13 protein-coding genes are annotated in these 23,226 nt (G+C 74.7%); 9 read left to right on the top strand and 4 right to left on the bottom strand.

Annotated elements, in window-relative coordinates; all coding sequences use genetic code 11:
* The first annotated feature begins 174 nt into the window (after positions 1-174).
* Positions 175-3,114 carry a BTAD domain-containing putative transcriptional regulator gene (locus ACGFZP_RS19420; RefSeq protein WP_392934269.1) on the top strand — a complete coding sequence of 980 codons (2,940 nt, stop codon included), beginning with the start codon at positions 175-177 and terminating at the stop codon, positions 3,112-3,114.
* Positions 3,115-3,479: 365 nt separating this feature from the next.
* Positions 3,480-5,873: an ATP-binding protein gene (locus ACGFZP_RS19425; RefSeq protein ID WP_392934272.1), complete on the top strand. Its 2,394-nt coding sequence runs from the start codon at positions 3,480-3,482 to the stop codon at positions 5,871-5,873.
* A gap of 82 nt (positions 5,874-5,955) precedes the next feature.
* Here the strand turns inward: ACGFZP_RS19425 and ACGFZP_RS19430 are convergent, their stop codons facing one another.
* From ACGFZP_RS19430 to ACGFZP_RS19445, 4 genes are all read right to left on the bottom strand, one after another.
* Positions 5,956-7,299 carry a GH1 family beta-glucosidase gene (locus ACGFZP_RS19430; protein WP_392934274.1) on the bottom strand — a complete coding sequence of 448 codons (1,344 nt, stop codon included), beginning with the start codon at positions 7,297-7,299 and terminating at the stop codon, positions 5,956-5,958.
* An 83-nt stretch (positions 7,300-7,382) separates the two neighbouring features.
* Positions 7,383-8,225, bottom strand: a complete 843-nt coding sequence (locus ACGFZP_RS19435) for a carbohydrate ABC transporter permease (RefSeq protein ID WP_392934277.1) — start codon at positions 8,223-8,225, stop codon at positions 7,383-7,385.
* Complete coding sequence (locus ACGFZP_RS19440) at positions 8,222-9,202, bottom strand: carbohydrate ABC transporter permease (RefSeq protein ID WP_392934280.1); 981 nt, start codon at positions 9,200-9,202, stop codon at positions 8,222-8,224. The genes ACGFZP_RS19435 and ACGFZP_RS19440 overlap by 4 nt, the downstream gene beginning before the upstream one ends.
* 1 nt (position 9,203) lies before the next feature.
* Positions 9,204-10,514, bottom strand: a complete 1,311-nt coding sequence (locus ACGFZP_RS19445; protein WP_392934283.1) for an extracellular solute-binding protein — start codon at positions 10,512-10,514, stop codon at positions 9,204-9,206.
* 156 nt (positions 10,515-10,670) lie between these two features.
* Between ACGFZP_RS19445 and ACGFZP_RS19450 the strand changes: the two genes are divergently transcribed.
* From ACGFZP_RS19450 to ACGFZP_RS19480, 7 genes are all read left to right on the top strand, one after another.
* Entirely contained in the window at positions 10,671-11,927 is a 1,257-nt protein-coding gene (locus ACGFZP_RS19450) for an ROK family protein (RefSeq protein WP_392934284.1), read from the top strand.
* Positions 11,928-12,267: 340 nt separating this feature from the next.
* The gene (locus ACGFZP_RS19455; RefSeq protein WP_392934286.1) at positions 12,268-14,835 is read left to right on the top strand and encodes a discoidin domain-containing protein; all 2,568 of its coding nucleotides are present in this window, start codon (positions 12,268-12,270) and stop codon (positions 14,833-14,835) included.
* A 274-nt stretch (positions 14,836-15,109) separates the two neighbouring features.
* Positions 15,110-16,891, top strand: coding sequence for a glycosyltransferase family 2 protein (locus ACGFZP_RS19460; RefSeq protein ID WP_392934289.1), 1,782 nt, complete (start codon positions 15,110-15,112; stop codon positions 16,889-16,891).
* A gap of 15 nt (positions 16,892-16,906) precedes the next feature.
* The gene (locus ACGFZP_RS19465) at positions 16,907-19,963 is read left to right on the top strand and encodes an acyltransferase family protein (RefSeq protein ID WP_392934291.1); all 3,057 of its coding nucleotides are present in this window, start codon (positions 16,907-16,909) and stop codon (positions 19,961-19,963) included.
* Between the two features lie 285 nt (positions 19,964-20,248).
* Entirely contained in the window at positions 20,249-20,770 is a 522-nt protein-coding gene (locus tag ACGFZP_RS19470; RefSeq protein ID WP_392934292.1) for a cupredoxin domain-containing protein, read from the top strand.
* A 312-nt stretch (positions 20,771-21,082) separates the two neighbouring features.
* On the top strand, positions 21,083-22,684 hold the full coding sequence (locus ACGFZP_RS19475) for a hypothetical protein (protein WP_392934294.1): 1,602 nt from the start codon (positions 21,083-21,085) through the stop codon (positions 22,682-22,684).
* A 226-nt stretch (positions 22,685-22,910) separates the two neighbouring features.
* Positions 22,911-23,225: a hypothetical protein gene (locus ACGFZP_RS19480; protein ID WP_392934295.1), complete on the top strand. Its 315-nt coding sequence runs from the start codon at positions 22,911-22,913 to the stop codon at positions 23,223-23,225.
* The last annotated feature ends 1 nt before the right edge of the window (position 23,226 follow it).

The following is a 23,226-nucleotide window of genomic DNA, read 5'->3' on the forward strand; positions in this document are numbered from 1 at the left end:
CAGTGTAGCCGCGTAGTTTGTCCGGCTTGGAATCCCGCCCGCCCGCCCGCTGCCCGAAGGGTCGCCGTACGGTTGCCCCTTCGGGCAATCCGCGCTCCGCGGTTCGGTGTTTTCCGGCCTGATCGGCCACTATCCCGATGGCTGACATGCTGACATCTGGGCAAAGGGGGCCGCATGCGGATCGATCTGCTCGGCGCTGTGACCGTCCGCTACGACTGCAGCACAGCGGCCACGCCCTCGGCGCCGAAGCGTCGCGCACTGCTCGCCGCCCTCGCCGTCGAACTCGACCGCGTGGTGCCGACCGACCGCCTGATCGAACTCGTCTGGGACGGCAGCCCGCCGGCCACGGCCCGCGCCGCGCTGCAGGGCCACGTCACCGCGCTGCGCCGACTGCTCGACGGCGGCCTGGTGCTGGCCACCCGGGGGGCCGGCTACGTGCTGACCGGCGACCCGGACCAGGTGGACGCCCTGCGCTTCGAGGACCTCTGCGACCGGGCGGGCGTGCTGCTCCCGGGCTGTCCGGACGCCGCCGCGGCGGCGTCGGCCGACCGCCCGACCGGGGACGACGACCCGGCGCTCCCGCTGCTGCGCGCGGCACTGGACCTCTGGCGCGGCCCGGCCCTGGCCGACTGCGGCTCCGCCCTGCTGCGCGAGCGGGCCGCCCCCCGGCTGACCGATCTGCGGCTGCGCGCCCTGGACCGGCTGGCGGAGGGGCTCTGCCGGCTGGACCGCGGCGCCGAACTGGTCGCCGAACTCGTCGAGGCGGTGCCGGCCCACCCCTCCCACCAGCGGCTGGCCGCCCGGCTGATCGACTGCCTCGACCAGGCCGGGCGGCGGGCCGAGGCGCGGGCCTGGTACGACCGGGTGACGGCGCAACTGCCCACCGCCCCCGGGCCCGCCCTGCGGCTGGCCGGCGAGCGGCTCGCGGGCGGCCCGACGGCCGTACCCGGCCGCCCGACGGCCGTACCCGCCACAGGTGCCGGCGCCGTTGCCGAGCGCGCCACCGCCACCACTGCCGCCGCCACCGCCGCACTCGGGCCGACCGCCGCGGCGGCCCGGCGGCTGTCCCCGGCCCCCTCCCAACTTCCGCGTGCCAACCGGAGGTTCGTCGGTCGGTCGGCCGAACTCGACCGGCTGGACGGGGCGATCGCCACCGGCCGGGAGGCCCGTCCGATCCTGGTCACCGGACCGGCCGGGGTCGGCAAGACCAGCCTGGTCCAGCACTGGGCCCACCGGGTGGCCGAGCGCTTCTCCGACGGCCGGCTCTACGCCGACCTGCGCGGCTTCGACGAGGGCGGCCCGCGGGAGCCGACCGAGGTGCTTGCCGGGTTCCTGACCGCCCTCGGGGTCGCCGCGCACGCCCTGCCCGCCTCGCTCGACGGCCGCTCGCGGCGCTTTCGCGACCTGCTGGCGGGCCGCCGGATTCTGATCGTGCTGGACAACGCGCGCTGCTACGAGCAGCTCGCCCCGCTGCTGCCCGACCCGCCGCCCGAGGCCGCCGCCCACGACACCTCGGCCCACGACACCGCGGCGGCGGGCGGCTGGGCCGGGCCCGTCACCGTCATCACCAGCCGCAGCCGGCTGCGCGACCTGCTGGTTCACGAGGGCGCCACCACGCTCCCGCTGGACACGCTGTCCCCCGCCGACGCGCGGGAGCTGCTGGCCCGGGTGGTGGACCCGGCGCGGGTCGCCGCCGAACCGCAGGCCGCCGCCGAACTCGCCGAGCAGTGCGACCGCCTTCCGCTGGCGCTGCGCCTGGCGGCCGCCCGGCTCGCCGTCCGCCCGGACTGGGCGCTGAACGACCTGGTGGCGGAGCTCTCGGCGGAGCGCGCCGGACTCACCGCGCCTGCCCGGGCCGACCTCGGCTCACCCGGCGTCGGGGTGGCCCTCGACCTGACCTGCCGCACCCTGACGCCGGCGGCGACCCGGCTCTTCGCGCTGCTCGGCCTGCACCCCGGCGCGGTGATCGACCCCGCGGCGGCCGCGGTCCTCGCCGACGTGTCCCCGGCCGCCGCCCGCGGACTGCTGGCCCAACTCGACACCGTCCACCTGCTGGAGGAGAGCGCACCCGGCCTCTTCGCCCGGCGCGAGCTGGTCCGTCTGCACAGCGCCCGGCTGGCCGCCGAGCTCCCCGCCGACCAGCGGTTGGCGGCCCTGGACCGGCTGATCGAGCACTACCTGACCGCCACCGCCACCGCCACCGTCGCCTGCGCCGGCCCGCACACCGGCGGCGCGCCGTCCGCCGTCACCGCGTCCGCCGTCACCCCGTCCGTCATCACCCCACCGGCCGGCCACAGCCTGCCGCCGACGGCCACCCCGGGCCAGGCCGCCGACTGGTTCGGCCGCGAGGAGCCCGCGGTGCGCGGCATGGTGCTGCGCGCCGAGCAGCACGGCCGGTTCGCCGCGGCCTGGCGGCTCGCCCACCGGGCCGGGGTCCTCTACGCGAAGGCCAGGCACCGCCGCGCGGAGTGGTGGACCACCGCCGAGTCCGGCCTGCGGGCAGCGCGGGCCTGCGCCGACCCGGCCGCCGTGGCCCGGCTGACCACCGACCTCGCCGTGATCCTGGTCGACCGACGGGACTTCCGCGCCGCCGCCGACCACCTGGACCGGGCCCTCGCCTCGGCCGACGAGGTCAGCGACCCGGTGCTGCGCCACCACTGCCGGGCCCGGACGGCCGACGGCCTGGTCAGGGCCGGTCGGCCCGACCGCGCCGTGCCGCTGATGACGGACATCGTGGCCCGCGCCCGCGCCCTGGCCGACGACCGCCTGCTCGCCCGGGCGCTCAACGACCTGGCCAGCGCCCAGGTGGTCGGCGGCACGCTCGAACCGGCGCTCTCCCACGCCGACGAGGCCGTCCGGATCCTCGCCGCGCACCCGGACGCGGCCGAGACCGTCCGGGCCACCCACACCCGCGCCGAGGCGCTGCACGCGCTCGGCCGCCACGGGGACGCCCTGACCACGGCCCGGCTGGCCCTCGCCCTCGGCCGCACCCAGGCCGACCCGGCGATCGAGGCCCGGTCGCACGCCCTGATCGCGACCGTCCTGCACGCCCTCGGCCGCACCGCCGAGGCCGTGGCGGAGGAGGGCCGGGCCGCCGAGGCCGCGCACCGCTGAGCTCCACCCGGCAGCCCGTGCCCGTGCGGCCCCGCCCGTGTAGCCCGTGCCCGTGCAGCTCAGCCCGGATGCCCCTGCCCGTGCGGCCCTGCCCCGACAGGCGGAACGAGCACGGTCACAGCGGGCCGGACAGGCAGAACCACAGGCGGAAGTACCGGGCGGATCCGGGGGTCGGGCCGCTGCCCCCGCACCGCGATCCGCCCCCGCGACGCCGGACCGGACGGACCGTCAGGTTACCGGCGGGTGCGGTGGCGTCGCACCGTCCGGCCACCCATCCGTGTCCGGCGCGCGATCTTGACCAGGCATACTGTCTGACCTCGACGTGTTCGGTGAAGAGGCCGACACCGTGGGTGACAGGGGCGGCGATGGGCGCGACAGGCATACCGGCAGGCAAACCGACAGGCGATTCCGGCACGTCCGACGACTTCTGCCTCCTGCTGGCCCGCCTCCGGGTGCTGGCCGGTCTGACCCAGGCCGAGCTGGCCCAGGCGGCCGGGGTCAGCCTGCGTGCGCTGGGCGACATGGAGCGCGGCCGCACCCGCGGACCGCAGCGGCGTACCGTGCAGGCGCTGGCCGCCGCACTGCGCCTCGACCAGGCCCAGGCCGCCGCGCTCGACCAGGCCGCCCAGAGCGGACGCCCCCGCCGCACCCCCGCCCGGGCCGAGGCCGCCGTGCCCGCCCAGGCCGCCGCACCCGAGGAGCCCGCGGCCGGTCCCGGCGCCGACCGCCCGGCCGAGGCAGGCCGCCCCGGGGAGGCCGTCTACTCCGCACTCGCGCTGCCCCGGGACATCGCCGACTTCACCGCCCGCGAGGACGCCCTGGACCGGCTGCACCGGCTCGCCAGGGACGCGGACCCGGCGCACCCCCGCATCGTGCTCGCCTACGGGCAGCCCGGCCTGGGCAAGACCGCCTTCGCCCTGCACGCCGCCCACACCCTGGCCCCGCTGTTCCCCGACGGCCAGCTCTCCCTCGACCTGCGCGGCATGGCCCCGACGCCCCTCGCGCCGCGCGAGGCCCTCGCCCAGATCCTCCGCGCCCTGGGCGTCGCCGACCGCTCGGTGCCCGCCGACACCGAGGAGCGCGCCAGCCTGTTCCGCACCCTGGTGCGCGAGAAGCGCCTGGTCCTGATCCTGGACAACGCCGCCGACGAGGCGCAGGTCCGCCCGCTGCTGCCCGGCTCGGGCCCGGCCCTGACCATCATCACCAGCCGGCACGTCCTGCCCGGCCTGGAATCGGTGCACCGCCTGCCGCTGGACGTGCTCGCCCCCGGCGAGTCGGCCGCCCTGCTGGCCCGCATCGCCGGCCCCGACCGGATCGCCGCCGAGCCCGAGGCCACCGGGGAGCTCGCCCGGCTCTGCGGCCACCTGCCGCTCGCCCTGCGGATCGCCGGACAGCGGCTGGTGGCCCGGCCCCGGCAGCCGGTCAGCCACCTCGTCCGCCAGCTCGCCGCCGAGGAGTACCGCCTGGACGTGCTGGAGGCCGGCGACCTGCGGGTGCGCACCGCCTTCGCGCTCTCCTACCGCAAACTGCCGGCCGCCGCCGGACTGGTACTGCGCCGCTGCTCGCTGACCGCGGGGGAGGACTTCACCGCCGCCACCGTCGCCCCCTACGCCGGTCTGCCGGTCCAGCAGACCGACCGGTACCTGGAGGAGCTCACCGACGCCGGGCTGCTGCAGCCCGCAGCCACCCCCCAGCGCTACCGCCTGCACGACCTGGTCCGCCTCTACGCGGGCGAGCAGCTCACCGCCGACGACGGTCCGCAGGCCGTGGAGGAGGCCCGCGAGCGGGCCGGCGACTGGCTGCTGCGCCGGGCCGCCGCGGCAGGGCTGCGCTTCGACGTCGAGCGCACCGAGGGCGACATCTCGGGCGACCCGGATCCGGCCGGAGCCCCCGCCACCCTCGCCGACGCCCGGCGCTGGCTGGAGGAGGAGCACCCGGAGTGGCTGTCCGCCCTGCACCACGCGAACGCCACCGGCCGGCACCGGCAGGTCGTGGAGACCGCCGAGGCCATGCACTGGTTCTCCGACAGCCTCCTGCACTGGGACGTGTGGGCGCAGGTGTTCCGGCTCTCGGTGGACTCCGCCCGGGCCGCCGGCGACCGGCTCGCCGAGGCCGTCCACCTGAACTACCTGGCCTGGGCCCACATCACCTGCCTGCACCGGTACCAGTCGGGCCTGGACGTCGCCCGGGAGGCCCTGGAGCTGTCCCGCCGGATCGGGGACGCCCAGCAGGAGGCCTGGGCGCTCACCTACTGCGCCACCGCCCTGCGCCGGCTGCTCCGGTCCGAGGAGGCGATCGAGGCGTACCGGCAGGCGGCCGAGGCGTTCGCCACGCTGGAGGGCCGGTCCGCCGAGGTGGGCCGGGTGGTGGCGCTGCGCTGCGTCGGCGCCTGTCTGCGCGAGTCCGGGCGGCCCCGGCGCGCCCTGGAGGCCCACCGGGCGGTCCTGGCCGAGGTCCAGGAGTGGCTGGACGGCTCGCCCTCGCACATGTTCCACCTGATGGCCGGGTTCTCCGTCCACGAGATCGGCCTCGACCAGGCCGCGCTGCAGGACTGGGCCGGGGCCGAGGCCGCGTACCGGCAGGCGCTGGTCCACTTCGAGGCGGCCGGGCAGCCCGACAGCATGACCCAGACCCTCACCGAGCTGGGCACCGCCCTGATCGAGCTGGGCCGCGCCGACGAGGCCCGCGAGCTGCTGACCAGCGCGCTGACCGACCTGACCGCGGAGGGCGCCCGGGGCGGCCACCGGCGCGCCGGCTGACGGCGCACCGTCCGGCGGCCGTTGACCGCCGCCGCTGGCGACCGCCGCCGCCGGCGGCCGCCCGGGCGCGCCGGGCCCCGGCTCAGCGCGCCCGGTGGGCGGCGATCAGCTCCGCGTAGCGCCGGCCGCTGGTCTTCAGCGTCCGCTGCTGGGTGGCGTAGTCGACGTGCACCAGCCCGAAGCGCTTGTCGTAGCCGTAGGCCCACTCGAAGTTGTCCAGCAGCGACCAGGCGAAGTAGCCCGCCAGCGGGGCGCCCTTGGCCACGGCCCGGGCGCAGGCAGCCAGATGCCGTTCGAGGTAGGCGGTGCGCTCCGGGTCGTGGACGCTGCCGTCCGGCCCGACGGTGTCGCGGTAGGCGGAGCCGTTCTCGGTGACGTAGATCCGCTCCACGCCGTACTCGTCGGTCAGCCGCAGCAGCAGCTCCTCCAGGCCGGGGGCGTGCACCTCCCAGGGCATGGCGGTGTGCTCCGGCCCGGGGCCGGGCACCTGGCGAAAGCGCGGGCCGGGGCCGGCGCCCGGGTCGTCGGCGACGATCTGGCGGAAGTAGTAGTTCAGCCCGAGCCAGTCCAGCGGGGCCGAGATCAGCTCCAGATCGCCGTCGCGGACCGGGAGTTCGACACCGTAGGCGTCGAGCATGTCGGCGGGGTAGCCGCGGCCGAGGACGGGGTCGAGCCACCAGCGGTTGATGTGGCCGTCGGCGCGCACGGCGGCGGCGAGGTCCGCCTCGGAGCCGGAGGCGGGCTCCACGGTGCTCAGGTTGTTGACGATGCCGATCTGCGCGCCCCGGACGGACTCGCGCAGCACCTGTACCGCCAGGCCGTGCGCGAGGTGCAGGTGGTAGGAGGCGCGGACGGCCGCGGTGAGGTCGGTCAGGCCGGGGGCCATCGCGCCGTCCAGGTGGCCGATCCAGGCCGAGCAGAGCGGCTCGTTGAGGGTGGCCCAGTGGGTGACCCGGTCGCCGAGGCGGGCGGCGACCACGGCCGTGTACTCGGCGAAGCGCTCGGCGCTCGCGCGGACGGGCCAGCCGCCGCGGTCCTGCTGGGCCTGCGGGAGGTCCCAGTGGTAGAGCGTGGGGAAGGGCGTGATGCCGGCCGCGAGCAGCGCGTCCACCAGGCGGTCGTAGAAGTCCAGTCCGGCCGGGTTGACCCGGCCGTCGGCCAGCGGCACCACCCGGGGCCAGGCGATGGAGAACCGGTAGGCGCCCAGGCCGAGTCGGCGCATCAGTCCGAGGTCCTCGGGCCAGCGCCGGTAGTGGTCGCAGGCGGTGTCGCCGGTGTCGCCGCCGGCCACCCGGCCCGGGGTGTGCGCGAAGGTGTCCCAGATCGAGGGGGCGCGTCCGTCGGCGTCCGCCGACCCCTCGATCTGGTAGGCGGCGGTGGCCGCGCCCCAGAGGAAGTCGTCGGGGAGGGCGCTGAGGTCGTTCACGGGGTGCCTTTCCGTGCGGGGTGCGGTCGAAGGGGCGGCGGGTGCGGGTGCGGGTGCGGGTGCGGGTACGGCGGCGGGTGCGGTCACTTGACGGCCCCCGCGGTCAGCCCCGCGACCAGGTAGCGCTGCAGCAGGAGGAACCCGGCGACCACCGGCACGCTCACCACGAGCGAGGCGGCCATCACCTGGTTCCAGTACACGTCGTTGAGGGTGGCGTAGCCCTGCAGGCCGACCGCCAGCGTGCGGGTCTGGTCGGTGGTGAGCACGGAGGCGAAGAGGACCTCGCCCCACGCGGTCATGAAGGCGTACACGGCGACCGCGACGATCCCCGGCACCGCCGCGGGGATGATGATCCGCACCAGCGCCCGGACCGGTCCGCAGCCGTCGACCAGGGCGGCCTCGTCGAGGTCGCGCGGGATGGAGTCGAAGTACCCGACCAGCATCCAGACCGAGAACGGGAGCGAGAAGGTGAGGTAGGTGAGGATCAGGCCGCCGCGGCTCCCGTACAGGGCCACGCCGGTCGCGTTGCCGACGTTGACGAAGATCAGGAACAGCGGCAGCAGGAAGAGGATGCCGGGGAACATCTGGGTGGAGAGCACCGTCACGGTGAACAGCCGCCGCCCGCGGAACCGGTAGCGGCTGACCGCGTACGCGGCGAGGATCGCGACCACCACCGAGAGGGCGGTCGACGCACCGGCCACGATCAGCGAGTTGACGAGGTAGCGGCCGAGCGGCACGGTCCGCCAGATGTCCAGGTAGGGGCGGACGGTGAAGGTGCTGGGGATCCACCGGAACGGGCCCTGGACGTCCCGCAGCGGCTTGAGCGAGCTGCTCAGCATCACCAGCACCGGCACCAGGGCGAACACGGTGAGCGCGGCCAGGACGATCCGCCGGATCCATCGGAAGGACGCGGTCGCGCCGATCATCGCGGACTCCTTCGGCGTGAGGTGAGCAGCAGGTAGCCGGCCGTGACCAGCAGCAGGAACAGCAGCAGGAGCACCGACATCGCGGAGCCGGCGCCGAAGTTCCAGGTGATGAAGGAGGACTGGTAGATGTGGATGGACACCAGGTCCGCCGCCTCGGGTGCGGACCGGCCGAACAGCACGTAGGGCGTGTTGAAGTCGTTGAACGTCCAGAGGAACAGCACCAGCAGCAGGACGAGGTTGACCGGGCGCAGCGAGGGCAGGGTGATCCGGCGGATCTGCTGCCAGATCCCGGCGCCGTCCAGGGCGGCGGCCTCGTACAGCTCGCGCGGGATGTTCTGCAGCCCCGCGGTCAGGGTGAGGAAGGCGAACGGCCAGCTGCGCCAGACCGAGACGGTGACCAGGGCGGTGAAGCTGTTGTCGCCGAGCAGCCAGAAGGGCTTGTCGTCGACGAGGTGGAGCTGGTCGTGCAGCACGTGGTTGATCAGGCCGGTGTCCCGCTGGAACATGAACGACCAGGTGATGACGGCCGCGTAGACCGGCAGCGCGTACGGCAGCAGGAAGGCGGCGCGCAGCAGCCCGCGGCCCCGGAAGGCGTCCTGCATCATGATCGCGGCGACGGTGCCGGCCAGCCAGGAGAGGCCGACGGCCAGCACGGTGAACGCGCAGGTGACCCAGAAGGAGTGCAGCAGGGCCCTGCCGACCGGGGCGTCGAAGTCCACCGCCATGCGGTAGTTGGCGAGGCCGGCCCATGGGGCGGCGGACCAGTCCCGGATGAAGAACTGGGTGAGCTGTTTGAAGCTCATCACGATGCCGACCACCATCGGGGTGAGGTGGACGAGCAGTTCCAGCACCAGGGCGGGGAGCAGCAGCAGATAGGGCAGGGCGGTGCGGCGGCTGCGGGCGCGCCGGGTGCGGACCGGGGGGAGGGCGCGCGGCCGGGGCCGGGGCGGGGCGGGGGCGGGTAGCGTCGGGGTCACCTCAGCCGGCCGGCATCTGCTGCTGGGCGCGGGTGAGTTCGGCCTTCACGGACTCGTCGGTGACCGGCTTTCCGGCGGCGGCCCCGGCGAGCAGGTTCTTCACCGCGGTGCCGACCAGGGTCTCGAACTGGCTCTCGTTGGCGACCTGCGGCAGCGGGGCCGCGCCGGTGGCCAGCACCTGGGCCAGGGTGCGCAGTTCGGGGGTGGCGAAGGCGGGGTCGGCCTGGGCGTCCTTGACCGGGGGGATCGAGCCGTAGGCCTTGTTGAGCCTCGTCTGCTCCTCGGTGCCGGTCATGAACTTCACGAACTTCAGGGCGCCGTCGGTGTTGTGGGTGTTGCGGAACACCGCGAGGTTGATGCCGGCCACCATCGAGGTGGTGGCGCGCTCGCCGGTGGCGCCGGCCGGGGCGGGGACGGGGGCGACGGCGTAGTCCTCGGGGTTCATGCCGTGGGACTTGAGGTTGGCGCCGGCCGCCTGCCACATCAGCATGGCGGCCTTGCCGGTGGCGAAGTCGGTGACGGACTGGTTGTTGGCGTACTCGGCGTTGCCGGGGGCGGCGATCCGCTCGGTGCCGAGGAGGCCGACGTACTGCTTGACGGCGGCGACGGCGCCGGGGCTGTCGAAGGCGGGCCGGCCGGACGGGTCGAAGAAGTCGGCGCCGCGCTGCTTGGCGAGGACGAAGGCGTGGTGGACGTTCTCGGAGGGGTTGCCGCCCTCGATGGCGAGGCCGTAGCGGTCGCCGCCGGTGAGCCGCCTGCCGTCGGCGACCAGCTCCTCCCAGGTGGCCGGGGGCCGGTCGATCCCGGCCTCGGCGAACAGCCGCTTGTTGTAGTACAGGCCGTAGGCCATGGAGTAGAGCGGGACGGCCGCCGGGTCCTTGCCGGGGGCGCCGGCCGAGGCCAGCGCGGCGGGCAGGAAGCGCTCCCGGCCGCCGATCCGGTCGAGGGCGGCGGTGTCGAAGGGCAGCAGGGCGCCGGTGGCCTGGAGCGAGGCGGACCAGGTGTTGCCGATGTTGAGGACGTCGGGGCCCTGGCCGGAGGTGGTGGCGGCGAGGATCCGGTTCAGCAGGTCGGACCAGGGGATCACCTCCAGCTTCACCTTGATGCCGGTCTGCTGCTCGAACGCCTTGAGCTCCGGCTCCAGGACCTGGCGGTCGTTCTCCAGGCTGGTGCCCTGGTTGGAGGCCCAGTAGGTGAGCGTGCCGGGGCTGCTGTTGTCGCCGCCGGAGCCGGATCCGCCGGAGCAGGCGGTGGCGGCGAGGACCAGGGTGGCGGCCAGGGCGGTGGCCGCGGTGCGGCGTCTGATGGGCATGCCGGTGACCCTCTCGGGTGGGAATGGGCGTGGATGGGTCGGTTCTGTGGTGAAGTAGCCTGACCAGAGGCTTACTTCAAGGCGTGATTTAACGTCCGAGGAAAGCTTCCGTCAAGGGTTCGGGCAACGGTAGATTCGGGTCAGGAGGGAGATCCCATGACCGCGCAAGGCAAGAAGACGGTGCGTGACCTGCGCAGAGGAAGCCGGTCGACGCTGCTGCGGCGGCTGTACTTCGACGGGCCGCTGAGCCGCCAGGAACTCGGCACGCTCACGGGGCTGAGCGCCGGATCGGTCAGCAACGTGACGGGCGAGCTGCTCGCGGACGGGCTGATCGAGGAGTGCGGCTCGGTGGAGTCGGACGGCGGCCGGCCCCGGATCATGCTGCAGGTCGCCCCCGGGCGGGCCCATCTGGTCGGGGTGGACGTCGGGGAGACGCAGGTCCGGGTGGCCCTGTTCGACCTGGCCCGCACCGAGCTGGCCGCCAGCGACCGGCCGCTGTCGGACTGCGGGCACGACGTGGACCACGTGGTGGAGCTGATCCTCGCCGGGCTGGCCGAGGTGCTGGAGCGCACCGGCACCGACCCGGCGAGCGTCCTCGGCGTCGGCATCGGCGTGCCGGGCATCGTCGAGCAGGGGGATCCGGCCTCGGACGGCCTCGGCATCGTCGTGCACGGCCAGACCGTCGGCTGGGACGCCGTCCCGCTGGGCCGGCTGCTGCGGGCCGGTACCGACCTGCCGCTGTTCGTGGACAACGGCGCCAAGACGCTCGGCCAGGCCGAGATGTGGTTCGGGGCCGGGCGCGGGGTGCGGCACGCGGTGATCGCCCTGTTCGGCTCCGGGGTCGGCGCCTGCGTGGTCGCCGACGGCGCCCGGTTCCGCGGCGCGACCAGCAGTGCGGGGGAGTGGGGCCACACCAAGGTGCACGTCGGCGGACGCCGCTGCCGGTGCGGGGCCCGCGGCTGCCTGGAGGCGTACGTCGGGGCCGAGGCGCTGCTGGAGCGCTGGGCGGCGGCGCCGTCCGGCGGCGGTGAGAAGGCCGGGATCGCCGCCCTGCTGGCGGCCGCCGAGGCGGGCGAAGCCGCCGCCGCCGACCTGCTCGCCGAGGCCGCGGAGTACCTCGGCGCGGCCATCGCCGACCTGGTCAACCTGTTCAACCCCGAGCGGATCGTGATCGGCGGCTGGGCCGGCCTGCTGCTGGGCCCCCGGCTGCTGCCGGCGATCCGGACGGCGGCCACCGCGTACGCGCTGCGCTTCCCGCGGGAGCAGACCTCGATCGTGCTCGGCACACTCGGGCCTGAGGCGGTCACGGTGGGTGCCGCGACCCTCCCGCTGACCGAGTTCCTGGAGTCCGGCGGGGAGCCCCCGCGCCGGTCCGCCGACCGGCCGCGGGCACTGCCCACCGGCCGGTCCTGACCCTCAGGTCTCGCCAACTTGCCTCCATCAGGCCTAGTTCACGGCGTGAGGAAAGTCTGCGCGAAGGGTTGACACTGCGGATCGCCAGCCCCGAGACTCCCGGTCGGGGGCGCTCCCCGGGTCGGGCCGGGTCAGGCCCTGCCAGGGCCCGGCGGATGCCCCGTCACGACTCCGGCACCGCCCCACCCCGGCGGTCCCGCGCCGCGCCGACTCCCCAACCGTCGGCCGGCGCGGACCGGTGGCTCGTCGTCCCCCCCCACCACCCGGCGCCTGCGCTGTGCCGGGTGCGGACACGTGGTGCGCCCCCGCTCCCACCCATCCCCCACCGCAGGAGAAGCCCATGAGGCTCGCTTCAGCACGCCCCCGCAGGGCACCGGCCGCACTGCTCGGCCTGGCCCTGCTCTCCGGCACCGCCCTGGCTCTGCCCGGGCCGGTCGCCCACGCCGCCGACACCCTGATCTCCCAGGGCCGGCCGGTCGCCGCCTCGTCCACCGAGAACGGCGGCACCCCGGCCGCCGCCGCGGTGGACGGCGACACCGGGACCCGCTGGTCCTCCGCCGCGAGCGACCGGCAGTGGCTCCAGATCGACCTCGGCGCCGCCGCCGACCTCACCAAGGTCGTGCTCAACTGGGAGGCCGCGTACGGGCGTTCGTACCAGATCCAGGCCTCCGACGACGGCGCGAACTGGCGGACGCTGTACACCGCCGCGAACGGCGCAGGCGGCACCGAGACGCTCGCCGTCAGCGGCCGCGGCCGCTACGTCCGGATGAACGGGCTCACCCGGGGCGCCGGATACGGCTACTCGCTCTGGGAGTTCCAGGTCTTCGGCGCCTTCGCCCCGGCCGGCTCCGACTGCGGTACCGCGAACGCCGCCCAGGGCCGGCCGGCCACCGCCTCCTCCACCGAGAACGCCGGTACGCCGGCCGCCGCCGCGGTGGACGGCGACACCGGGACCCGCTGGTCCTCCGCCGCGAGCGACCAGCAGTGGCTCCAGGTCGACCTCGGCGCCGTCCGCCCGCTCTGCCGGGTGGTGCTCGACTGGGAGGCCGCGTACGGGCGTTCGTACCAGATCCAGGTATCCGACGACGGCGCGAACTGGCGGACGCTGGCCGCTACCGCGACCGGCGCCGGCGGCACCGAGACGCTCGCCGTCAGCGGCAGCGGCCGCTACGTCCGGATGAACGGCACCGCGCGCGGCACCGCCTGGGGGTACTCGCTCTGGGAGTTCCGGGTGAACACCGCCGACGGGCCGAGCGTGCCGCCGGTGCAGGGCGGCGGCGACCTCGGGCCCAACGTCCTGGTCTTCGACCCCGCCACCCCCGGCATCCAGGCCAAGGTCGACGAGGTCTTCGCCAAGCAGGAGTCCAACCAGTTCGGCGACGCCCGCTACGCACTGCTCTTCAAGCCCGGGAGCTACCAGAACCTCAACGTCCAACTCGGCTTCTACACCTCGGTCGCCGGGCTCGGACTGAAGCCCGACGACACCCTCCTCAACGGCGACGTGACGGTCGACGCCGGCTGGTTCAACGGCAACGCCACGCAGAACTTCTGGCGCTCCGCCGAGAACCTGGCGCTGAACCCGGTCAGCGGCACCGACCGCTGGGCCGTCGCCCAGGCCGCCCCGTTCCGCCGGATGCACGTCAAGGGCGGTCTCAACCTCGCGCCCGCGGGCTACGGTTGGGCCAGCGGCGGCTACATCGCCGACAGCCGGATCGACGGGAGCGTCGGCAACTACTCCCAGCAGCAGTGGTACACCCGGGACAGCGCCGTCGGCGGCTTCTCCAACGGCGTCTGGAACCAGACCTTCTCCGGCGTCCAGGGCGCCCCGGCGCAGTCCTTCCCCGACCCGCCCTACACCACGCTGGACACCACCCCGGTCTCCCGTGAGAAGCCCTTCCTCTACCTGGACGGCAACGACTACAAGGTGTTCGTCCCGGCCAAGCGGACCAACGCCCGCGGGGTCTCCTGGGACGGCACCCCGCAGGGCTCCTCGCTGCCGCTCGACCGCTTCTACCTGGTCAAGCCCGGTGCCGCCGCGGCGACGATCAACGCGGCCCTCGCCCAGGGCCTCAACCTGCTCTTCACCCCCGGCGTCTACCACGTCGACCGGCCGATCGAGGTCACCCGGCCCGACACCGTGGTGCTCGGCCTGGGCCTGGCGACCGTCGTCCCCGACAACGGGGTGACGGCGATCAAGGTGGCCGACGTGGACGGCGTCAAGCTGGCCGGACTGCTGGTGGACGCCGGCCCGGTCAGGTCCGCCGCCCTGGTGCAGGTCGGCCCGGACGGCTCCGGCGCCGACCACTCCGCCGACCCGACCAGCCTCCAGGACGTCTTCATCCGGGTCGGCGGGGCCGGCCCCGGCTCCACCACCGCGGGCGTCGTGGTCAACAGCGACGACGTGCTGATCGACCACACCTGGATCTGGCGCGCCGACCACGGGGCCGGCGTCGGCTGGGACGCCAACCCCGCCGACTACGGCCTGGTGGTGCGCGGGGACGACGTGCTCGGCACCGGCCTGTTCGTCGAGCACTTCAAGAAGTACGACGTCGAGTGGTCCGGCGAGCGCGGCCGGACGGTCTTCTTCCAGAACGAGAAGGCCTACGACGCCCCGAACCAGGCCGCCGTGCAGAACGGCCCGACCAAGGGCTTCGCCGCCTACAAGGTCGACGACTCGGTGACGGTGCACGAGGGGTGGGGCCTGGGCAGCTACTGCTACTTCAACGTGGACCCGACGATCCGGATGGACCACGGCTTCGAGGCCCCCGTCCGGCCGGGCGTGCGGTTCCACGACCTGCTGGTCGTCTCGCTCGGCGGCCAGGGCCAGTATGAACACGTCGTGAACTCCACCGGGGCCGCGACCTCGGGTACCGGCACCACCCCGTCGACGGTGGTCTCCTTCCCCTGACCTCCCCCGGACCGCTCCGAACGCGGCGCGGCCCGGCCCCGACGGGCCGGGCCGCGCCCGGCGGCGAACGTGCCCCGTACGGAAGTTGGACGGCTGTTGACCCCCGCGCGACCTGCTGATTCACACCCCGGACCGGGCGGGGCGGTCACCTGGCCACCGGTCGGGCGCAGCCCCGGCGGGAGGTGTTCCACCGCTCGGGCAGCGGCGTTAATGGTCTATACCAATGAGGTACTGTGACCGCCGGAGCTGTCAGAAACGCGGCTGTGGGGGCCTCATGACCGTCCAACACCTTCCTCAACCTCCTTCCGATCAGGAGCTCTATTGGTATTTCGGGCCGCAGCGCCGCTGGGTGCTGATCTGCACCTCGCTCGCCTTCGTCTTCACCGCGGCCACCATGTTCACCTTCTCGCTGCGGACCCCGGCCCTGTGGGGCTTCCTCGCCGTCCTCGGCCTCAACGTCGTCGCCCTGGCACTGTCCTCGGTCAACAGCCTGCGCCAGCGCCGGCTGACCAGGCAGTCGCACGAGGTCCTGGTCAACGCCTGGAACCCCGGCAGGCTGCCGACCGTCGACCTGTACCTGCCGACCTGCGGTGAACCGCTCGACGTCCTGGAGAACGCCTACCGGGCGGTCCGGGAGCTCGACTGGCCGGATGCCCTGACCGTCTGGGTCCTGGACGACGCCGACCGCGCCGAGGTCGCCGAACTGGCGGCCGCGCACGGCTACGAGTACGTCGTCCGCCCCGACCGCGGGCACCTCAAGAAGGCCGGCAACCTCAACCACGCGCTCACCCTGAGCAGCGCGGAGTACATCGCCATCCTGGACGCCGACTTCGCGCCGCGCCGGGACTTCCTGCGCCACCTCGTGCCGTACCTCGCCGATCCCCGGATCGGCATCGTGCAGAGCCCGCAGTGCTTCGACACCGACGAGTCGATGGACTGGATCCAGCGCGCCGCCGGCTCCGCCCAGGAGTGGTTCTTCCGATGGATCCAGCCCTCCCGGGACGCCAGCGACGCGGCCATCTGCTGCGGGAGCAACGCGGTCTACCGGCGCTCGGCCATCGACGCGGCCGGCGGCTTCGCCCGGCTCGACCACAGCGAGGACCTGTTCACCGGCCTCGGCCTCTACGCCCAGGGGTACCGGACGCTCTACGTCCCGGTCCTGGTCGCCAAGGGCACCTCGCCCGACAACCTGGCCTCCTTCGTCAACCAGCAGTACCGCTGGGCGATGGGCAACCTGCACCTGCTCGGCTCGCCCGTGCTCAAGCAGATCCGGGCGCCCTGGCGGATGCGGCTCTGCTTCTACGAGGGCATCGTCGGCTACCTGGCCGCCTCGGTGAACCTCTTCGTGGCCCCGCTGCCACCGCTGGTGATGATGTTCTGGTACCCGGAGCAGATCCGGCCCTGGCACGTCCTGCCGCTGCTCGCACCGCTCTGGCTGTGGCACGTCCTGCTGCCCCGGATCAGCCGGACCCGCTGGCGGATCGAGGTGATCCGCTCGAACGTCCTGATGAGCGTGGCCGCCGCAGCCGCCTTCTGGCACACCCTGCGCGGCCGCAGCGCGGCCTGGGTGCCCACCGGCGCAGGGCGGGCGAAGCCCGGCGGCCTGGCCCGCCGGGTGGTCCTGGTCTCGCTCGGCTGGCTCTGCCTCTCCATCGGCGCGGCCGCCGCCGGGCTCGCCCTGGCCGTCGTCCGCAGCGGCTGGGGGCACACCTGGGGCCTCGGCCTCTACCTCGCCGTCCAGTGCCAGGTCGGCCTCCCGCTGGTCCGCGACCTGATCGGCGAGCTCCGGCCCGCCCGGGCGCACCGCGCCGCCCTCGCGGCCGGCCCGGGCGCTGCCACCGGCCCGGACGGCACCGCTCGCCCGGACGGCACCGCCGATCCGAACCGCGCCGCCGTACCGGCCCGACGCCGGCTCGGGCTTCCGGCCCTGCGCCCGACCGGCCCCGGCATGCTGCCCAGGCGCTGGCCCGAAGCGCTGGCCGCCACCGCCACACTCGTGCTCACCGCTCTGCTTGCCTCCGGCTGGGTCAGCCCGATGCTGCCCTGGCTGGGGTGAAAGGTCATCACACCGATGTCTTCGACCACGGCGACGGACCTCAGTCCGGAGTCCTACACCATTCCCGGCCCGCCACCCGGCGGCCCCGGCTCCCGAAGGTCCGGCACCCCGGGGCCGACGCCCCGCTCCGCCGGATTCCGCCCCGACATCGAGGGCCTGCGCGCGGTGGCGGTCCTCGCGGTCCTCGCCTTCCACGCCTCCCTCCCCGGCCTGGCCGGCGGATTCGTCGGCGTGGACGTCTTCCTCGTCATCTCCGGCTACCTGATCACCGGACTCCTGGTGCGCGAGGCGGTCACCACCGGCCGGATCCGGCTCGGGGAGTTCTTCTCCCGCCGGGCGCGGCGACTGCTGCCCTCCGCCGCGGTCGTGCTCGGCGCGGTCGCACTGGCCGGCGCATGGCTCACCGTCCCGCTGCGCCGCGCCGACCTGGAGTACGACGTCCTCGCCGCGGCCCTTTCCGTGGCCAACTGGCGCTTCGTCGCCCAGCAGACCGACTACCTCGCGGCCGGCCGGGATCCAAGCCCGCTGCTGCACTTCTGGTCGCTCGCCGTCGAGGAGCAGTTCTACCTCTTCTGGGCGCCGCTGCTCGCGGTGCTGGTCTTCCTCGCGGCCCGCGCCGCCCGCCGCGGCGCGGCCGTGCGCTCGGTGGCGGCCGCCGTCGCCGGGGCGGCGACCCTCGGCTCCTTCGCCCTGTCGCTGCACTGGACGCAAGGCTCCGTCTCGCTCGCCTACCTCGGCACGCCCTCCCGGGTCTGGCAGTTCGGGGTGGGGGCACTGCTCGCCCTGCTGCCCTGGCACCGACTGCCCGGACCGCGCGCACTGCGGGTGCTCACCGGCTGGGCCGGGCTGGGGGCGATCGCCTGGTGCATCCTCCGGTACGACGCCACCACCCCCTACCCCGGGTACGCGGCGCTCGTCCCGACACTCGGCGCCGCCGCCGTCATCCTGGCGGGCACACCCGACCGCAGCGGCGCCGGCCGGGCGCCCGGCACCGGCCTCGGCGCGGACCGGCTGCTGGGCCTGCGCGCCCCGCGGGCGATCGGCCGGCTCTCCTACAACCTCTACCTCTGGCACTGGCCGATCCTCGTCCTCGCCGAGGCCCGGCTCGGAGCCCTCGGCTGGCCGGCCAAGGCGGCGCTCACCGTGGCCGCCGCACTGCCCGCCGCGGCGGTGCTGCGCTGGATCGAGCAGCCGCTGCGCCGCAACCGGACGGTCTCCGAACTCCCCAGGCGGGGGCTTTCGCTGGGGGTCGCCGCAGTGATCATCCCGGTGGTGCTCGCGCTGGTCGTCGGCACCGGGACCTTGCGGCTGCTCGGCCCGGCCGCCCCCGTCGACCTGCTCGGACTGCCGCCCGGCTCGCCCGACGGCACCTCCCTGCTGGCGCGCACCGCCACCCCGCTCAAGGGCGGCCCGGTGGTCCCGGACGCCGTCCAGGCCCGCAAGGACTTCCCGCCCGACGGCGAGTGCGAGGTGGCGCCGAGCGCCACCACCAGCCCGGCCTGCCTGTTCGGCGAGACCGGAAGCCTGGACCGGATCGTCCTGCTCGGCGACTCGCACGCAGGCCAGTGGTTCTCGCCGCTACTGGCCATCGCGGCCGGGCGCCACTGGGCCCTGGAGGAGCTGGTCAAGCAGGGCTGCCCGCTGCCCGAACTCACCGTGGTCAACCCGCAGTTGGGCCGCACCTACCGGGAGTGCGACAGCTGGCGGGCGAACAGCCTGGCCCGGCTCCAGCAGGGGCCGAAACCCAAGCTGATCGTGGTCTCCTCGCTCAACCGCTACACGGACGACCAGGACCTCCTGCTCCAGGCCTGGGAGAGGACCCTGGCACCGCTGCGCGCGATGGGCGTGCCGATCGTCTACCTCCAGGACACCCCGATCCCGGGGACGGACATCCCGGCCTGCGTCTCCGGACACACCGACGACCCGGCGGCCTGCGCGTTCACCCGGGACGGCGCCCAGTGGCCGGACCCGCTCGCCGGGGCGATCGCGGCCGGCCGGGTGCCCGGCGTCCGGTCCGTCGAGGTGAACTCGGTGCTCTGCCCGGGGGCGGGGCGCACCTGCCCGGCGGTCCTGGAGCGGATCCTGCTCTACCGCGACGACGCGCACCTGACCAACGTCGCGGCCGTCGTCCTCACCCCGAGGCTCGAACGGCTGCTCACCGAGGCCGGGCTGGTGCCCGCCGTCGCACCGGCCGGCTCGGCCGCGGGTGGTGCTGCCGGTGCTGCTGGGGGCCTTTCAGCGGGGCCGGACGGCTGGACGCCCGTCCTGCGGGACGACTTCGACGGTCCCGGCGGCAGCCGGCCCTCCGCCGCGCACTGGCAGTACGACCTGGGCACCTGCTACCCGGGCTGCCCGGCCGCCCAGTGGGGCACCGGGGAGATCGAGACGATGACCGACTCGACCGCCAACGTCCGCCTCGACGGCAAGGGCGCCCTGGAGATCGTGCCCACCCTGGAGAACGGCCGCTGGAGCTCGGGCCGGATCGAGTCCCGCCGGTCGGACCTCGCGCCCCCGCCGGGCGGGGTGATGCGGATCGAGGCCTCGATCGCCCTGCCCGACGTCACCGGGCCGGCGGCCGCGGGCTACTGGCCGGCCTTCTGGACCCTCGGGTCCGGGCTGCGCGACGGCTACACCGGGTGGCCGGCGATCGGCGAGCTCGACGTGATGGAGAATGTCAACGGCCGCGACTCCGTCTTCGGCACGATGCACTGCGGCACCCTGGACGGCGGCCCCTGCCAGGAGCCCAAGGGCCTCGGCTCGGGAGACCGGGCGTGCCAGGACTGCCGGACGGGCTTCCACTCCTACGCGGTGGAGGTCGATCTGACGGCCGGCGCCGAGCAGGTGCGCTGGTACCTCGACGGGCGCGAGTACCACCGGGTGACGGCGGCCCAGATGGACGCCGCGACCTGGGACCGGGCCGTGCACCACGGGCTGTTCCTGATCCTGAACGTGGCCGTGGGCGGCAACCTGCCCGCCGCGCTCGGCGGCGTCCCGGGCCCGGCCACCGAACCGGGGCACCCGATGCGGGTCGACTACGTCGCGGTCTCGACCCGGGGAGGCGCCCACTCCTGACGCCGGCGGCTGTCGGCGCCGGCCGGTCGCGGTGCCGTCCGATGGCTGTGTCGTCCGATCGTGGTGCCCTCCGGGCCAGGGAGCGCAGTCCGCTCCCGGGCCCGGAGGCGTTCCGGGGTGTTCCGGTGCCGGGAGCGGCTGCACCCGGATCCGGCGTTCGGGTGGCCCGCGGCCGGTCGGACGGGCCGCCACGGCCGTGCCTGCGCCCTGTCGTTGCGGCAGGGCCTAGCGTGGGCGGGTTGCCGCAGACCGAGTTGCCGCAGGCAGAGAGACTGGAGCCGCCCGATGACCCTCCGTTCTTCCCGTTCATGGCGGACCGCTCTCGCGGTCGGCGCGGCGGCCGGGCTGCTGCTCGGCGCCACCGGCTGTTCCAGCGGCGGGGGCGGATCGTCCGCCTCCTCCGGGGCCGCGGCCGTCTCGTCCATCGCCTCGGCCGCTTCGTCCCTCGCCTCGTCCGCGGCCTCGGCCGCCTCGTCGGCCGCTTCTTCCGCGGCCTCGGCCGGGGCCTCCGCCTCGGCGTCCGCGTCGGGATCCGCCTCCCCCTCCTCGGGCAAGGTGGTGGTGACGATCAAGAACTTCGCCTTCCACCCCGACAACTTCACGGTGGCGCCCGGGACGGCCATCACCGTCACCAACCAGGACGACACCGGGCACACGCTGACCGCCACCACGCCCGGCCGCGAGTTCGACACCGGCCTGCTCTCGGCGGGGGAGTCGACGACGATCACCGCACCGTCCGGCCCCGGCCCGTACGCGTACCACTGCGACGTCCACCCGAACATGACGGGGACGCTCGTGGTGGCGTGACCGGACCGGACCGGCTACCGGGCCGTACCCCTGCCGAACGGCGGGGGTGCGGCCCTGCCGTTCGAGGGGGGAACGGGGCGTCGACTCCCGCCGAAGGCCGGGCTTGGCGGCTGCCCGGATTCACCTGATGTCTCATCAATTCTCGCTACTGAACTGCTAGTTGATGTACACAAGCCATCGCTGAGGCTGTTTGCATGTCTTCGACAAACTAATTCCTCATCAGTAACATGACGCCCGCGGCCACTCGCGCCGCCTTCGCGTCCCCTGATCACGAGCGGTCGTGTCCTCGTCCGCCGCTCCGGAAGAGTCTTGTTGAAGAGCTCCATAGGCACGGCCGTCCGCCCTGCCCTCGTCTCCCTGCTGCTGCTCGGCGCCGCCGCCTGCGGGCCGGACTCCGGTGCGCCGCAGGCTGCTTCGGCCGCCGTCGATGCGGTCGCCCCGGCCGTCCCGGCCGCCGCCTCCCCGGCGGGGGCCCCGACGGCCCGGTCGGGTGCCGGCGCGCCGCGCGCCGCCTCGACGCCGACCACCGCCCCGCCCGCGTCCCAGCGTCCCGCGGCGGGCACCCTGCCGGTGGCGGCGGCCCAGCCCGGCGTCCAGCAGGTCGCCATCGGGACCCCGGGGAAGGAAGGTGCCGCCGTCTCCTCCGCGGCGAGCGCCCTGCAGCTGGCCGCCTACGACCCGGTCAAGGGCACGGCGGTGCTGTCCGGGGCCCCCGTGTCCCCGGCGCCGGCCCAGGCCTCCTCGCCCACGACGGTGCCCACCGCGCCGCCCGCCGCGCCGCCCACGACGGTGCCCGCATCGACACCCGCGTCGCCGTCCGCGCCGTCCTCCGGCGTCCCGGCCGCGCCCCCGCCGGCCGGGCAGGTCGCGGCCGTCAAGCCCGGCCAGCTGATCGCCAGCCCGCCGACGGCCGCCGCCCCCCAGGGCGCGCTGGTCGCGGTGACCGAGGTGCGCCCCGGCGCCGGCGACACCGTCGGCATCTCGACCCGGCCGGCGACCCTGGCCGAGCTGCTGGGCGGCGCCGAGGCGGACGGCCAGGTCGCCGTCGACCCGCAGGCCATCAGGGTGACGCCGCTGGTCAAGGACCTCAAGGCCACCGTGGGCCGGGAGAACGGCACCACCCGGGCCGACGCCTCCGGCACCCTGGAGGTCGACGTCAAGGCGCCGATCCCGCTGCCCGACGGCGCGAGCGCCGACGCGTCCGGATCCCTGCAGCTGCACCCGGCCGTCCACTTCGCCTATCACGGCGCCGGCGTCGGCAGCCCGCGCACCGCGTCGATCGGCTTCGACCTCGGGGCCCACGCCCAGTGGAAGGTCACCGGCGACCTCGGCCGCGCCACCGGCACCCCGGTGCGCCTGCCGTTCGCCAAGCTCCAGGCGAGCCCCGTCCTGACGGTCGCGGGCCTGCCGGTCGTGGTCAACCTCGGGCTGACCTGCTACCTGGAGATCAGCGCCGACGGCAAGGTCCACCTGGAGGCCGAACAGGAGGTCACCGGCGCCTGGAGCGTCCGGGCCGACTACGCGGGCGACCGCGGCTGGAGCCCGGTCACCGACGCCGGCAACACCACGGTCTCCCCGGTCCGACTGCGGCTCTCGGGCAAGGCTGCGGTACGCGCCGGCCTGGGCGCCGAGGTGAGCGTCGGCCTGTACGACACGGTCGGCGTGGAGGCGACGCTGGCGCCGTACCTGCGCGGCCAGGTCGACGGCTCGATCGCGGTCGACACCTCAGGCAACCCGCCGCAGGTGCAGGGGAGTTGGGGTCTCTTCGGCGGAATCGACCTGAACGGCTCGCTGTTGGCGCACCTGAAGGTCTTCGGGACGCCGCTCGTGGAGGGAAGGCTCCCGCTGCCGTCGTTCCACCGGGAGTGGCCGCTGCTGACCGGCGCACTGCCCTCGCCCCGTCCGACGGGCTGATCCGCGGCGGCACATGCGGCACGAACCCCGGGCCGGCTCCACCGGACCGGGGTTCGCTGCGCTCACCCCCCGGGTCGCCCGGGCGTCGTTCGCTTTCGATGAGTTGGTAACAACCCGTCAAGGCCTCTTGCTGGCAGTAGTGGTGGCCAGTTGAGTGGAGCCCGTCACGCGGGGCCCGTGCGTGACATTCGACCGGTTGTTTTCCGATGGGGGAGGAGTTCCGGACATGACCGCACCGGGACCGAACGGCGGGTTCAGCGTGAACACGCAGGCGCTCAACAGCGCCCAGACGGCACTGAACGGCATGGCGCTCGACAGCGCGAACATCGGTGTGCTTGCGAACGAGTCCACCGAGACCGCGGCCCAGGGGCACCGGGGGTGGGACACCGCGGCGGCGCTGCGCGCCTCCCTGACCGAGTGGCACGAACAGGTGGAGGCACTGACCGCGCGGCTGCACAAGAACAGTGCGGCCATGCAGCAGACCTCGCTCAACTACCAGTCCACCGACGGCTTCCTGGCCGACCCCTTCAAGGCGAGGTGAG

Origin of the sequence: Kitasatospora sp. NPDC048239 (assembly GCF_043202015.1) — a bacterium.
In the GTDB taxonomy this organism is placed as follows: domain Bacteria; phylum Actinomycetota; class Actinomycetes; order Streptomycetales; family Streptomycetaceae; genus Kitasatospora.

Coding starts and splice junctions, on each gene's coding strand:
- ACGFZP_RS19460 (WP_392934289.1), top strand. CDS start 15,110: ATGACCGTCCAACACCTTCCTCAACCTCCTTCCGATCAGGAGCTCTAT.
- ACGFZP_RS19465 (WP_392934291.1), top strand. CDS start 16,907: ATGTCTTCGACCACGGCGACGGACCTCAGTCCGGAGTCCTACACCATT.
- ACGFZP_RS19420 (WP_392934269.1), top strand. CDS start 175: ATGCGGATCGATCTGCTCGGCGCTGTGACCGTCCGCTACGACTGCAGC.
- ACGFZP_RS19470 (WP_392934292.1), top strand. CDS start 20,249: ATGACCCTCCGTTCTTCCCGTTCATGGCGGACCGCTCTCGCGGTCGGC.
- ACGFZP_RS19455 (WP_392934286.1), top strand. CDS start 12,268: ATGAGGCTCGCTTCAGCACGCCCCCGCAGGGCACCGGCCGCACTGCTC.
- ACGFZP_RS19480 (WP_392934295.1), top strand. CDS start 22,911: ATGACCGCACCGGGACCGAACGGCGGGTTCAGCGTGAACACGCAGGCG.
- ACGFZP_RS19435 (WP_392934277.1), bottom strand. CDS start 8,225: ATGATCGGCGCGACCGCGTCCTTCCGATGGATCCGGCGGATCGTCCTG.
- ACGFZP_RS19425 (WP_392934272.1), top strand. CDS start 3,480: ATGGGCGCGACAGGCATACCGGCAGGCAAACCGACAGGCGATTCCGGC.
- ACGFZP_RS19445 (WP_392934283.1), bottom strand. CDS start 10,514: ATGCCCATCAGACGCCGCACCGCGGCCACCGCCCTGGCCGCCACCCTG.
- ACGFZP_RS19450 (WP_392934284.1), top strand. CDS start 10,671: ATGACCGCGCAAGGCAAGAAGACGGTGCGTGACCTGCGCAGAGGAAGC.